This window comes from Paraburkholderia steynii (assembly GCF_900100565.1).
Lineage (GTDB): Bacteria > Pseudomonadota > Gammaproteobacteria > Burkholderiales > Burkholderiaceae > Paraburkholderia > Paraburkholderia terrae.
In genome coordinates this window covers 87,970-100,544 of sequence record NZ_FNDI01000034.1, presented here as the reverse complement: position 1 = coordinate 100,544, position 12,575 = coordinate 87,970, and the positions used below count along the sequence as shown (strand labels likewise).

Sequence of the window (12,575 nt, the reverse complement as noted above, 5' to 3'; positions counted from 1 at the left end):
CGCAGGGTCTCCAGCAGACACACAGGTTGAGATCGGTGTTGTGCCAGAAACAACACAACCCATACCCTCTTTACGCTTCTTCCAGATTGGCTGTGGCGCACCCCAAATGCGACGCAGCAACCCGTCATGCCTGATGACCATAGCGAGTCGGTACCACCCCTTCCCATCCCGAACAGGACCGTGAAACGACTCCACGCCGATGATAGTGCGGATTGCCCGTGTGAAAGTAGGTAATCGTCAGGCTCCTTATGCAAACCAAGACCCCGCCCTCAAAAGCGGGGTCTTGGCGTTTGTGGGGCACACGTTTTAACGTCGTGCCACGACAGCGTGGCCGGGCTGCAATGGCCGACGTCGCGATATCCCTCAGGTTCCCTCTACCAAACCCGAATTCGTCGCAGCCGACGAACGATGGTGACGTCTTCATTCACTTCGAGGACCTCATCAGATCCTCTTCAACGAACCGCAGAATCGCCTCCGTCAGCGCCTCACGCGGATAGGCATTTTGCGTGACGAACAACGAGCCGATGGTGGGATGCGTCCGGGCAATGGGCACGGCGAGCGCCCAGTGATCGGCGTTCACATATCCAAGAAGGGTACTTCCGGGTATTACCTGATCGTAGAAAATGACCTGGCTATCGTTACGTGAATCGACACGTGCGAGCTTGTCATAGCTCGATTTCAGAATCGACGAGATGCGTTCCGGCTGCGGGAACGTCACTAGTGAGTAGTAGCGCATCTCGCCCGGAAGCGGATGCTGCGCGAGCCACGCCTTGCGCGCGGCGGGCCGCAGACTCTGTACTGCGCCTCCATCGCCCGCCGTGCATGTCGCCCCAGGGAAGTGCCTCATCAGATCGGCCTGATACTGGTCCGCGTCGTTAGCAAGCGGCGACCCGCCTATCGCGCCCGCTGCGCTGACGACAGCCGCCACGCGACTGCGGATCTCCGGATAGGCCACGACCGCTTCAAGAATATCGGGCGCACCCTTCGAATAGCCGATCAGCACGACGCGTGGCGCGCCTTCAGGCGGCGGCATGGCCATGATGGCATCACGGATCTGCCGCGCGTTATTCGCCGAACCCGACAGCGCATCGACATCGATCAGCATTCCGTCATAGCCGGATTGGCGCAGGTTCGCGACGACCGTTCCTTGCGTATTCAGCCAGGGTCTGAAGCAGTCGTACCCGATCCCTGATACGACAGCAGCGAGGAGGCGCCGTTGCGACGGCTTCAGATCGACCGGCTTACCGGTACCGGGCGGCTCAGCACCTACGCGCGTCAGAGCGTCGTCACAAGGCCGGTAGTCAGGCAGTGCGGAGCCGTGCGCTTCGAGTACGGCGCAATAGATCTCGCGGAAGTGCCCACGCTCGTCTCGCACGCCGGCCTGCGATGCCGGAACGAGTATCAACGGAGGTGTATCGGCCGAGTACGGGAGGAGCGGCTTCGTCGCGCATGCACTGAGCAGGAGGGCGACGCATGCAACCATCATGGCCGCTGCCGGGCGAGCGCAGGTCAGGTTATTTGGATGCATCGCCCGTTTCCTTGCGTTGGATCGCCTCGCGCTGCTCAAGATACGGCACCCAGTCGATAAGCTGCACATCCGAGAAGCTGAGCGGCCGCGTCGCAAAGAACATCACTGCACGCAAACCATCCGTGTAGTAGGTCGCGTTGTCGAGCGTTGCTCGCGGCTGCGTCTTCGTCGCTTCGCCGACACCGTACACGAAACCGAGCTTGTCGAGACCACCCGAGTACATCAAATCCTGGATCAGGAAGTTGCGCGCTTCGTCGACATTGCCGTGCAGGATGAGGTGTGCGTCGCCGCGCGGTACAAAGCGTCCGCCAACAGGGCGGCCGACTTGCGCGACATAGACCGGTTGTCCCTGAAAGCGGATCGGCGTGAGCCATGCGCGTATCCATGTGGCGGGCGCGCCTCCCTGCGCCTGCTTGCGCCCGACGGCGTCAGGTTCCCGCCCGAAGACTCTCTGAGCGGCGTCGGACCCGCGCAAGTCGCGCCGATAGTTGCGCCGAACCATCGCCGCCCCGATGTCGGTAAGCTGGCCGATCAGGACCGCGTTCAGCGGATCGGCATTGACGGTGCCATCCACGTTGGTGGCGCAGCATGGCAGGCGTTCCAATGCGGCCCGCAGCGACGCGAGATCCGGGCAGTCGGTGATCGCAGTCTCGGGATACGCGAAGGAAAGCTGATCGTATTGCGGTACTGACGTGCCGCCTGGCACGGGCGCAAAGAGCGTGAACGGGATCAGTGTTTGACTACCGAACAGATCGATATTGACGAGCTTGGTCCGGCGATCCGGGTTCGTGAACAGAATGCCGCTGCGCGTCTCTCCTGGCGGTATTGGGTTTTTGAAGCCGAGGTTGCTGAAGTAGTCGTCGATCTGCGTATTCGTTGCGCCGCCGAGCAGTGTATGAAACGGCCACGCGACTTCATGCGGCGAGAAGTAGTCCGGATCCGTACCCGAGCGCAGCAGCCATAGCGCCTGCGACGTCCCATTCTGCACTTCGACCCAGACAGACTGCACATGCGTTTTCTCGATATCGACACCGAACATGCGCACACTGTCTTCACTGCCCAGCACGGCTGCGCTCACGCGCACATTGCGGCTGGTGGCGCTCACGGCGCGCGTGCGCAATGGCCCGTCGTCGGCATGCGGCGGGGCCTGCCATGTCGAACAGCCCACGATTGCAAGCACGAGGCTCGCCGTGAACACCACACACTTCAACGCACGACGTAAGGGGCGCACGACGCTCATCGCTTCTCTCCGGCCGATGTCCCTCTGAACGCGTCATCCGTGACCCAGGGGAATAGTTCGATCTCCGCAAGCGATCTCGGCGCATGGTCGAATACGAGCACCTGGCGGTAGCCGTCCGTGTAGTACGGATCGGTTGTCAGGTTTTCGCGCGGCGCGCTCTGCGGCGCGGCGCCCACACCCGCGACGAGTCCGAGCTTCACGAGGCTCTGCGAATAGGCCATGTCTTCCGTCAGGGCGGTGCGCGCCTCATCCACGTCAGGGTCGATCTTGTGGGTCGTGAGCGTCGGCGAATGAAAAGTGAGGCGCACGCCAATGTCGCGGCTGATCTGGCCCACCCACACGGGTTTGCCGTGGTAGCGCATCGCGGCGAGCCAGAGTCGCAAATGGTTGCGCTGGTGGATGGTGTCACGCGCTTTTTGCAGCGCGAGATCCTGTGCGCGGCCGAACAGATAGAGATCGCTCACGGGCGCGTTGACGTAGGGTTCGCCGGAGAGCGCGGACGTCACCATCTTCCAGATCGCCCCCGTCCACTTCTGCTCGGTCGGACTCCAGCCGCGCCGCACCAGCGCGGGAAAGGCGTCGTCCAGACCGCCCACGATCACCAGGTTGATGGGGTCGCCATTCTTCGAACCGTCCTTGTTGGTCACGCAGCATGGCAAGGCTTCGAGCGCCGAGCGGAAGGCCTCGTCATCCGTATAGTCGACGACAGCAACGTCCGGGTCAGCCGCGCGCTTGAAAACGTTGCTTGTCTTGTAGTCGGCCTGGAACCCGGGCACGACGGTGAGGATCGAGAACGTCTGCGCCCGCCCGCTCGCGACGAGGTCCACTTCGACCAGTTTCGCGCCCTCGCTGAGGTTGGTCAGCACGAAGCCGGATGCCGTCTGCCCGGGCAGAACCGGGTTGCGGAAAGCGAGCGCGGTAAAGCGCTGGTCGCGTGCGCTGCGCTGTTGCTGCGTCGCGTCACGGTCGAACGCTTCTGCTGCTTCTGAAGGCGGAAAGAAGTTGGGATCGAGTCCAGGACTCATCAGGAAATAGCTGCGACGGTCGTTATTCTCGACTTCAATCCACACGGGCTGAATTTTCTTTTTGGCGAGTTCAGCGTCGTACAGAGCCCTGCTTTCATCCGATGAAAGTACCGCTGTCGACACACGCAGGTCGCCGTCGGCGCGTGAGACAGCGCGGTTCTGGTAATGGGGTTCAGCGGTCGTGGAAGGGGTTTCGGCGCAGCCAGGTATCAGGCAGGCCGCGAAAACCATCGTTAGCACTTGCAGCACGATGCGCTTCATTGGAGCACCTCACCACTGCGCGTCAGCGTAGATTTGAATTACCGTCCTTGGCGGTTTCGGGCCTGCCTTCCGAAACGCAAGAAAATTATAGTGCGTTGCATGGATTGCCAGCCACATAGGTGACAAGACTGCAACTTTGCCGCAAAGCAATACTCAGTGATCCAGTCCCTCACCGGCGGCAGTCACCATCGTATTGAACAGATTCACGCCGCTATGTTCGAGCTTCGCGCACGGCAATTGTCGATCGACACATGCGAATGTTGCGAGAAGCTCGTACGAGCCGTCGGCAAGCGGACGTTTGACAACGGTGCCGCTCATGGTCGTCCTGTCCGTCACTACGCCCGGAAACGTGACGATCGAATCGGGCATGATGTGGGCAACCTGCATTCTCCCGACACGCGACACCCAGTCCTGCGCTGCGGACCACATCACGTCGCATTGCTTTTCGCCTTTGCAAACGGGAGTGGGAATGGACACAACGGGTTCGGGCGGTGCCGCAAGGCACCCTGTCAGCAGTAGCACCACGGTAGCGAGAATGATCTCTTTCATTTCAGTTCTCCCAGTTTGCCGCGATCGTTCAGCGTCGCGTCACTGCTTGGAATCGACAGCGCGACACTGATCAGATTCTGCGGCGCGACGCGGATGATTCCGTAGCGCGGACTGTCGATGTCCGCGATCAGCATGAACGACAGCGATACCACCAATGGCATGATCACCAGCAGTCGCGGTTCAGGCCTCGCGCTGCGTGAGCCATAACCGACGAGCAGGTTGCAGAACATCCCGATCATGATCATCAGTGACCACGCGGCGCGAGGAATCCGGTTCCACCATGCGGCCTGCGTGTACCCCTGAGTGTTGATCACGTCGTTCATGCCGGCGACGGCAAGCGCGGTGACAGGGTTCGGCTGTGCGAGCGCAGCCGTCTTCACGGCGGCCCATAGCTCGGTCTCCAGACGAGTCGTCGTCGCGTCGATTTCGACAAGCTCGTGCTCGTTGCGCGCCTTGTAAAACAGGATGCGCTGGTCCACATAATTCCTCAGCAGCGAGCGCACGTTGGCGGCATTGGGGCCGGGCAATAGATCTGCCCGGATGAATTCCGTGCCGATCGCGTTGGCTTCTTCCTCTTCGTAGTTCTTGCGCTGGTCGTACCGGCCGACCGCCATCGACAGGCTGAAGCCGATCACCAGCGCAAGCAGCGTCAGCGTCGCAGACTTGACGACGCTGAAGTCTTCGCGAAGCTCGTCGTCGAGCGGCCTGTAGCGTCGCAGGACAGAAGCGCCGATCCACGCGGCCAGCGACATCAGCACGAACGAAAAGGCAAAGAACACCAGCGGATGGGTTGTGAGCAGTTCCATTCCTCGCTCCTCGGGAGGTTGGGCCGGTTATGGGGAAAAGCCAGTTCATGTGGGCGCCTACCGTTTCAGCGCCTGCATTAGATCAAGGTCTTGAGCACCTTGAGCAGAATGCCTTGTATCGGCATCTGCAACGCGCAGACGAGTAGCAGCGGGACAACGGCAGGCGCGGCTATAGCGATCAACCCGACTTTGCTGACTGGAAAAGTCCGCATGTGCTTGACCGCGTCGAACATAGTTTGCACATCGGCGACGGGACCGAGTTCGGGGGCATCGAGAATCCCCGGCGAACCGATCTCTTCACCAAGTATCCAGCGCCGATGCACCAGCCTGCCATGCCGCCCGACGACGCTGCCGTAATCCAGGATTGCCTGCCGCTTGACCTTTTGAAGGGTAAGCACGAGCGGTGCAAAAGGCGCGAGAAAAACAACCGAAACCAGTAACGCCGTGGCGATCAGTACGCCTTTGATATCCATCGCGCTCACACCGTGATAGACGACCTCATGTGCGAACGACGCTGCCGCGACAGCCGAAACCGCAAAGGCGACGGGACTGAAGATATACGTGAGGCGCTCGACGAAGCCGAGTCCGGCAACGCGATCGGGGTGGGTCGGAACGAGTGACAGCGGGAACCTCGCGATCTTCAGCAGCAGCACGAACACGAGGCACGCTCGCCAGAGCCACGCGAGGAGCAGGGCAGTGAACAGCGGCCGGATCACCAGCACGAACCACCACGCGCCGAAGGTCATCTCAGCGTTTGCGCTGCCGCTCGCGCCCGACCACGACATGTCCTCGAACTGACTGAAGACAGCGCCCGCCGTCGCCCACGCAACCACGGCTCCGAAGATCAATATCCACGGCAGCGTGCGGTTCCTGAGCCGCATGACGCTGGCGATCAAGGCTCTGAACGACGGAAGTTTGTCGGCGGGCACGAGACCCGCTTCGACGAAATAACGCAAGAACGCCGGAATGGATGTCTGCGCGACGCCTTCGGCGATCACCAATAGCGGAATCGCGACCAGGCAGCGCACGTGAATGCCGAAGTGCGCGAGCAGCGCATCGTCGCCGCTCGCTTGCCACGATGCGCGGCCCGTGACGATGGCCCATATCGCCAGCGGCAGCCAGCTGATCGCCGCGAAGATGATCGCGCGCCGGGCGGTCCCCATGCCCTCCGCTGGAATCAGGCCGAGGCGGCGTTGAATGCGGAATCCAACGTCGTCGCGCACCAGCGACAGGTCAGGGGCGTCGCCAATACTGCTCTCGTCATAAACGGCCATGTGCTGCTCCCCGATGTTGAGCGTGCATCAGCATCCGCGCCCGCGCCCCAAGGTCGCGAAGCGCTTGTTGTCATCAGAATCCACTCTCTTTGACCAACGCGGCGATCAGGTGCGTTCCGCCCTCGATCAACAGGCTGCGTCGATTGCCGTCGATCTGTAGCTGCCCACGCGTTTCCCATAGCGCGGGTGGCGCGCTGTCGAGTTGCACGAGCACGTGAAACACGGGGGGGGTGGGCGTCAACGTGTCGCGATCCGCCGACACCACCACGGGGCCCTTGTAGCGCGACGCGAGCATCGGATGGGCGAGCTGCCGTGTACGGGTCGTGTCGATAGCGACCACGTGGCCTTTGACAGGCGCGGCCTGTCCGGCCGGATAGAAGCGCGCGTCGTCACCGGGCGCAAGACGCTGCACGTCGTCCTGCCGGACATACGCATCGACCTGCCAGCGGCTCGGATCGACCAGCACGCCCACCGGCTCCTTCGGGCTCATCCATTGCCCTGGCCGCCATTCGGGATTGACATCCATCCACTTGCCGGCGAATGGAGCGTGCAGAATCAGCCGCGCGATCTCCGAGCGCGCCGCCTTTGCCTCCTCGTACTGAACCCGCAGGCGCTCGCGTATGGCCGCCTGCTGGTCGAGACCGCCCGCATCCGCAATCAACCCGGAGAGCCGCGCTTCGTAACCACGAATGCCCGCTTCGCTTGCGCTCATGTGCGTGGCGATGTCGGGCTCGTCCATGATCATCAGCGTGTCATCGGCCTGCACCTGACCGACGCGATGGATCGTCTGGATGCGCGCGGGAAACGGCACGAACACACGCAACTGGCGTTCGGTGCGCGCCACGCCCTCGGCGTGAATCTGCGTGCGCCACGGCAACGCGATCAGCAAAACGAAGCTTGCGGCCAGCACGCCGAACAGCAACTTTCTGCCTGGCCGAATCCGGCTGCGGTTCACCCACCAGTAGCGCAATTCACGTCCAACCGGCATCAGGATGAACCACGTCACCTCGACGACGAACAGGAATGCGCCAAGCAGCTTGAAGAAGAACAGATACACCGTCACCGCGATGCCAAGAAACAGCACCAGCCGATAGAGCCACGTCACGAACTCGAAGGCGACCAGCATGCGCCGCTGCGAAGCGCGGAAAGGCTCGGGCCAGTCTTCATCGAAGCCCAGCAGCGCGCGGCGGATGCTGACGCGCGCCAGCGCCGATGCACGTTGATGCAGGTTGGGGAAGTCGAGCAGATCGGAAAGAATGAAGTAGCCGTCGAAGCGCATGAAGGGGCTCGCGTTCAGCCCGAGCGAGAGCACCCAACTGGTGGTCGCGAGATAGAGCAGCGCATTGCGCAACGGTCCGGGATCGGTCAGCGACCAGCCCAGGGTCGCGAGACCCGCGAGCGAGAGTTCGCACAAAATGCCCGCCGAGGCGATGGCGAGCCGCTGGCGCGAACTGCGCAGCTTCCAGCTTTCGCCCGTATCGGTGTAAAGCATCGGCCATAACACGACGAATGCGATGCCCATATGCGCGACGCGCAGGCCGAGCCGCGTTGCCACGAGTGCATGCGCGAGTTCATGCAGCGTTTTGGCGACGACGAGTGCAATCGCAAAACTCAGCAACCCTTCCGCCGAAAACGACTCGACCACATCCGTCGAGAACGTGTCCCATTGCTGCAGCACGAGCACGATGCCGAGTGCGCTGAGCAACACGACGACGATCGGCGTAACGGGTGTGAAGAGCCAGCCCAGCCGTTTCGCCAGACGCGCGAGCATCAATTGCGGACGCAACAGCGGAATGCGAAAGAACAGGTAGTGATGCAGCCACCAGCGCCATGTCAGCCAGCCGCCGCTCCCTTCGCTGTGCTGCAGGCGCGCAAGCGACTCGGGTGTCGGCTTGAGCAACTGGTGCCGTTCGAGAAAGCGTCGAAAATCGAGAATCTGCTCGATGTCAGGGTGCAACGCAGTCTGTTCGCCGATCTCCGCGCAGATCTGCGCGGGCGATCTGTCCCAGCGGATCAGGCATTCGAACTCCAGCCAGCCAATCCGGTAGAAACGGTTGACCACCATGTCCTGAATCATCCAGCATGGCTCGCCGTCCCGGCCGTTGGCCGCTTCACCCAGCCGAAGGTCTTCGCGCAGCGCGGGCGCTGGCTGATCGGGATCGAATGGCATCACAGTCCCGTCCAGGCGCGAAGCGAAGATAGCGGCCGGCGCGTCAGGTAATAGGCGAGGCTCACCTGCTTGCCGTACAGCTTGGCCGTGCCGTGCAGACCGAGACGCGCCTGATCGCGCTTGCCGTCGATGCTCGCCAGCAGCCGGTAAGCGACGATGCCGTCTTCGCTGGCTTTCGCCTGGTAGCTGGTTTCGAGAATGCGGCCGTGCAGCGGATCAAGCGGATACGCAGTCAGATAGAGCGTGACTTCCGCGCCAGGTTCGAGTGCGATCGCATCGGCGACTGCGAGCTGGATCGACATCGCAGGCTTCGATGGGTCGGCAAGCTGCAGAATCCGCTCGCCCGTGACGACGGGCTTGCCGATCCAGTCGTTCGGATCGCCGAATACGGCGACGCCCGCTTCCGGCGCGAACACCTGCGTGCGCTTGAGTTGCGCGGTGACGGCGGCAAGTTCCGCGCGCCGTTGCTCGGCCACGCTGCCGAGCACGGTCAGTTCGTTTTTGCTCTGTGGATTGTCGAAAGCGCGCTGGCTCGCCGCCATCAGTTCCGCATCGGCGACGGCAACCTGCTTGCTCAACACTTCGACCCGGCTTTTCAGCGAGGTCTCGTTCAGCGTGAACAGCAACGTGCCGACGCTGACGGCCTGGTTTGGGCGCACCGCGATCCGTTCGATCACGCCGTCGATCGGTGAACTGATGATCCGGGCGTCGCTCGATACGATCTCGGCAGGTGCCAGCACGGTTTGACGAACGGGAATCAGCAGCAGCATCGCGACGAGCAGCAAGGCGCCCACGGTCTGCCGTCGCGTGGGCCGCCAGCGCCAATGCCGCCGCTGGCGAAGCAGGGCAGCCCAGCAATAGCTCCAGGTCAACACGACGCCGCGCACCATCGGCGGGATTGTGTCGGGTGGGCGCTCGTCCAGCAGGATCAGCAGCATGCCCAGCCGCTTGCCGCCGTGCTCGCGAAACGTCACACACCAGACGCCCTGCGGCCACCACTCGGCCCAGCCGTCCGCGATATCGGGCGGTGGCTCGAGCGCATCGCGCGCGAGCCACTGCGGCTCGGCCCCGTGCAGTTGCGATGCCACCCATTTGCTCGCGCGCTGCAGCCATACGAGGTAAGGCGAGTCCTCCGTGGGCTTCGCAAGACCCGAAATGCACAAGAGTTCAAACCGCTTGCCATGCTCCGCAAAAACCAGTGCCTGCCGAAAGTTCAGCAGCGGGTGCAGATCGTTGGCGATCGTGAACGCGAGCGAGTTCAGCGAATCGGCAGCCAGTGCGCGATCGCGCAACGCATCCAGGTACAGCAGCAACTGCGGATGAGGAAGCGGCTCGTTCATTGCGCCGCCGGAAACCGTGCGATACCGCTCATGCCCGCAACCAGTTCGGGATGTTCGCTATCGAGTTGCGCTTCGAGTTCGACAGTCTGGGCGACGGCGTCCACTCGCGCGTTGACCGCGCTGACGTGTGCCGGATACGTTTTACCCGTTTCGTGAATCGTGATGTCGATTCGCGCGCCCTGTTTCAGCTTGACCATCAACGAAGAGGGGACGTTGAGGCGGACCTTGAGCGCACCGTCGCCGACGAGGTCTAGCACCGGTGTCCCGGCGCTCACCGTCTGATACGGCTTCACATAGACCTTGGCGACCCGTCCGCTAAAAGGCGCGATCACGCGGCAATAGCCGAGTTGCGCATTGGCGAGCGACAGCGCGCCCTGCGCTTTTTCGACCTCGGTGGCTGACATCGCCACTTCGATATCGCCCGCCGCATTCAGTGCGCGCAGGCTGCGCTTCGCGTTGAGGTTCTGGCGCGCCATGCTCAATTCCGCTTTGGCGACGTTGGCGCGCGCCTGGACTTCGGCGCAATCCAGTTGCGCGAGCACCGCGTTGCGGGCGACCTGTTTGCCGAGCGTCGCGCGCAGATCAGTAATGGTGCCGTTCATCTGGCTCGATAGCGTGGTCTCCAGGTTAGGCGCGAGCAGAACACGAATCGCGTTGGGGTCGTCGAAGCCGTCACCTGTGCCTGCGGGTTTGGCGGCATGGCCATTCGTCAGCGTGAGGATCAACGCGACAGCGAGCAGCACCTGCGCGTGTTCAATGAGATACCGGCGCATTGCCACCTCCCGGCGAAGCGAGCTGCGGAGCAGGCGCTGGTTGAGCGGACTGCGGTGGCGGCTGCGCCTGATCGGACGGAGACGGAGCGGGTAACTCCTGCTCGCGTTTCTGCTGCGCGATGACGGTTTTTTCGATCTCCTGCGCCAGCGTCTTGATGTCGTCTTTCGCAATGGCGTCGGGCATCACGTCAAAGCCGATCGAGTTGAACAGACGTCCCCACGCGGCCTGTGCATCGGAATAGGCGGCCTCGCGCTGATACCGGGACAGCAGATAACGGCCTTCGGCGCGAATGACCTCCAGTTCCGAGCCAAACGATGTCGTATGCGCCGCGCGAGCGTAGTCGAGCAGGCTGCGATCCACCCTCAGGCTGTCGTTGGCGAAGTCCAGTTCCTGAAGCGACAACTGGTAGCGCAGCGTCCCGATCCGCACTTGCGTGAGAATGGCCATCGACAGCGCAAGCCGCCGCATGTCGTCGGTTTTGCGCTGCGATTCGGCCTGATCGTTCAATGCGGGCAACTGCAACAGGCGGAAAAGATTGATCGACACGCGTATGCCGAGTTGCGACCAGTAGTTGTTGTACAGAAACTCATTCGAGTCGTACTGAAGGCTCGCGTCGATCCCGATGTTGGGCCAGAGCTGCGCCTTGGCGATGTTCAGATCGTTCTCGTTGACCCGTTTCCGATACCACTCCTCCATGATTTCCGGCCGGTTCTGCAACGCGATCTGTTCGAGTTGCGGCTCGGGCGTCACCACGGCGGGAAGCGAGCCTTCTTCCGTATCGGCGAGCACCAGTGGCGTGCCGGGCGGCAGCGACATCAGCGCCGAAAGCTCGGCCTGGGCAAACTCGAGATCCTGCCGACGCACCGTGAGCAGCGAAACGGCGTCGAGCAGCGCTCGCTGGTAGGCGAGTATGTCTTGCCTCGGCAGCAGACCCTGATCTTCCGCCTGGCGTGCCGCGCGCAACGCGACATACGTGCGAGAAAGCAGCTGGTCGACTTCAGGTTTGAGGCGTTGAGCGGCGAGCGCGCGCCAGTACGCGTTACGCACATCTTGCAGCACGTTCTGCGCAACTTTGCGGCGCCGCTCCTCCGCCATGAGAATCTGGTCGGCTTTCTGTTGCGTGCGGTAATACGCTACGCCGAAGTCGAGCAGATTCCAGCTTGCGCCGAGGCTGGCCAGTTTGTGATAGCGCTCTTCGGAAGTCGATGGCCGCAAGCTGACCTGACGATCCACAATGCCGATCGACTCGCCGCCGGAATCGTTGCTGCGGGTGGTGTAACCGGCCGCCGCGACCAGTTGTGGCAGCAGTTCGTTGGTGGAGACATCCCTGATATTCGATGCCAGCGCGCTTTCCAGCAACTTGAGCCGGTAGTCGAGGTTGTACTTGAGTGCGCGCGCCGCCGCTTCGTAGAAGGTGATCGGCCCCGTGACGGGTTCCTGCGCGCTGTATATCGCGACCTGATCGTCGACGACGCGCTGGCGGACATCTTCGCGGGTCGTCGGCCGTGGTTGAAGCGACGAGCAGCCTGACAGCATCAGCATTGTGCATGCGACCGTGGCACTCAGGACCTGCGCCTGGTGTTTCTGCATAACGTGTCCCTCATCCGA

10 protein-coding genes and 1 rRNA gene are annotated in these 12,575 nt (G+C 62.4%); 1 reads left to right on the top strand and 10 read right to left on the bottom strand.

Going from position 1 to position 12,575, the window contains the following annotated elements:
* Positions 1 to 129 precede the first annotated feature (129 nt).
* Positions 130 to 243 (top strand): 5S ribosomal RNA (rrf, locus tag BLT65_RS39155).
* A 181-nt stretch (positions 244 to 424) separates the two neighbouring features.
* Here the strand turns inward: rrf and BLT65_RS39150 are convergent.
* From BLT65_RS39150 to BLT65_RS39105, 10 genes are all read right to left on the bottom strand, one after another.
* On the bottom strand, positions 425 to 1,528 hold the full coding sequence (locus BLT65_RS39150) for a lipase family protein (RefSeq protein ID WP_091788672.1): 1,104 nt from the start codon (positions 1,526 to 1,528) through the stop codon (positions 425 to 427).
* Entirely contained in the window at positions 1,515 to 2,768 is a 1,254-nt protein-coding gene (locus BLT65_RS39145) for an LssY C-terminal domain-containing protein (RefSeq protein WP_091788670.1), read from the bottom strand. The genes BLT65_RS39150 and BLT65_RS39145 overlap by 14 nt, the downstream gene beginning before the upstream one ends.
* Entirely contained in the window at positions 2,765 to 4,054 is a 1,290-nt protein-coding gene (locus BLT65_RS39140) for an LssY C-terminal domain-containing protein (protein WP_091788667.1), read from the bottom strand. The genes BLT65_RS39145 and BLT65_RS39140 overlap by 4 nt, the downstream gene beginning before the upstream one ends.
* A gap of 153 nt (positions 4,055 to 4,207) precedes the next feature.
* Positions 4,208 to 4,603: a hypothetical protein gene (locus BLT65_RS39135; protein ID WP_091788664.1), complete on the bottom strand. Its 396-nt coding sequence runs from the start codon at positions 4,601 to 4,603 to the stop codon at positions 4,208 to 4,210.
* Positions 4,600 to 5,409, bottom strand: a complete 810-nt coding sequence (locus BLT65_RS39130) for a bestrophin-like domain (RefSeq protein ID WP_091788662.1) — start codon at positions 5,407 to 5,409, stop codon at positions 4,600 to 4,602. Before BLT65_RS39130 ends, BLT65_RS39135 begins: the two co-directional genes overlap by 4 nt.
* Before the next feature lie 77 nt (positions 5,410 to 5,486).
* On the bottom strand, positions 5,487 to 6,683 hold the full coding sequence (locus BLT65_RS39125; RefSeq protein WP_091788660.1) for a hypothetical protein: 1,197 nt from the start codon (positions 6,681 to 6,683) through the stop codon (positions 5,487 to 5,489).
* Between the two features lie 73 nt (positions 6,684 to 6,756).
* Positions 6,757 to 8,853 (bottom strand): site-2 protease family protein, encoded by a 2,097-nt coding sequence (locus BLT65_RS39120; RefSeq protein WP_091788657.1) that lies wholly within the window; start codon positions 8,851 to 8,853, stop codon positions 6,757 to 6,759.
* Positions 8,853 to 10,193, bottom strand: a complete 1,341-nt coding sequence (locus BLT65_RS39115; RefSeq protein ID WP_091788655.1) for an efflux RND transporter periplasmic adaptor subunit — start codon at positions 10,191 to 10,193, stop codon at positions 8,853 to 8,855. The genes BLT65_RS39120 and BLT65_RS39115 overlap by 1 nt, the downstream gene beginning before the upstream one ends.
* Positions 10,190 to 10,966, bottom strand: a complete 777-nt coding sequence (locus BLT65_RS39110) for an efflux RND transporter periplasmic adaptor subunit (protein ID WP_091788653.1) — start codon at positions 10,964 to 10,966, stop codon at positions 10,190 to 10,192. Before BLT65_RS39110 ends, BLT65_RS39115 begins: the two co-directional genes overlap by 4 nt.
* Positions 10,947 to 12,557 carry a TolC family protein gene (locus tag BLT65_RS39105; protein WP_091788650.1) on the bottom strand — a complete coding sequence of 537 codons (1,611 nt, stop codon included), beginning with the start codon at positions 12,555 to 12,557 and terminating at the stop codon, positions 10,947 to 10,949. Before BLT65_RS39105 ends, BLT65_RS39110 begins: the two co-directional genes overlap by 20 nt.
* Positions 12,558 to 12,575: the final 18 nt, after the last annotated feature.

Bases quoted from the DNA above. Each gene is read 5' to 3' on its own strand.
- BLT65_RS39150 (WP_091788672.1), bottom strand. From the start codon at position 1,528: ATGCATCCAAATAACCTGACCTGCGCTCGCCCGGCAGCGGCCATGATG.
- BLT65_RS39105 (WP_091788650.1), bottom strand. From the start codon at position 12,557: ATGCAGAAACACCAGGCGCAGGTCCTGAGTGCCACGGTCGCATGCACA.
- BLT65_RS39115 (WP_091788655.1), bottom strand. From the start codon at position 10,193: ATGAACGAGCCGCTTCCTCATCCGCAGTTGCTGCTGTACCTGGATGCG.
- BLT65_RS39135 (WP_091788664.1), bottom strand. From the start codon at position 4,603: ATGAAAGAGATCATTCTCGCTACCGTGGTGCTACTGCTGACAGGGTGC.
- BLT65_RS39140 (WP_091788667.1), bottom strand. From the start codon at position 4,054: ATGAAGCGCATCGTGCTGCAAGTGCTAACGATGGTTTTCGCGGCCTGC.
- BLT65_RS39125 (WP_091788660.1), bottom strand. From the start codon at position 6,683: ATGGCCGTTTATGACGAGAGCAGTATTGGCGACGCCCCTGACCTGTCG.
- BLT65_RS39120 (WP_091788657.1), bottom strand. From the start codon at position 8,853: ATGCCATTCGATCCCGATCAGCCAGCGCCCGCGCTGCGCGAAGACCTT.
- BLT65_RS39145 (WP_091788670.1), bottom strand. From the start codon at position 2,768: ATGAGCGTCGTGCGCCCCTTACGTCGTGCGTTGAAGTGTGTGGTGTTC.
- BLT65_RS39110 (WP_091788653.1), bottom strand. From the start codon at position 10,966: ATGCGCCGGTATCTCATTGAACACGCGCAGGTGCTGCTCGCTGTCGCG.
- BLT65_RS39130 (WP_091788662.1), bottom strand. From the start codon at position 5,409: ATGGAACTGCTCACAACCCATCCGCTGGTGTTCTTTGCCTTTTCGTTC.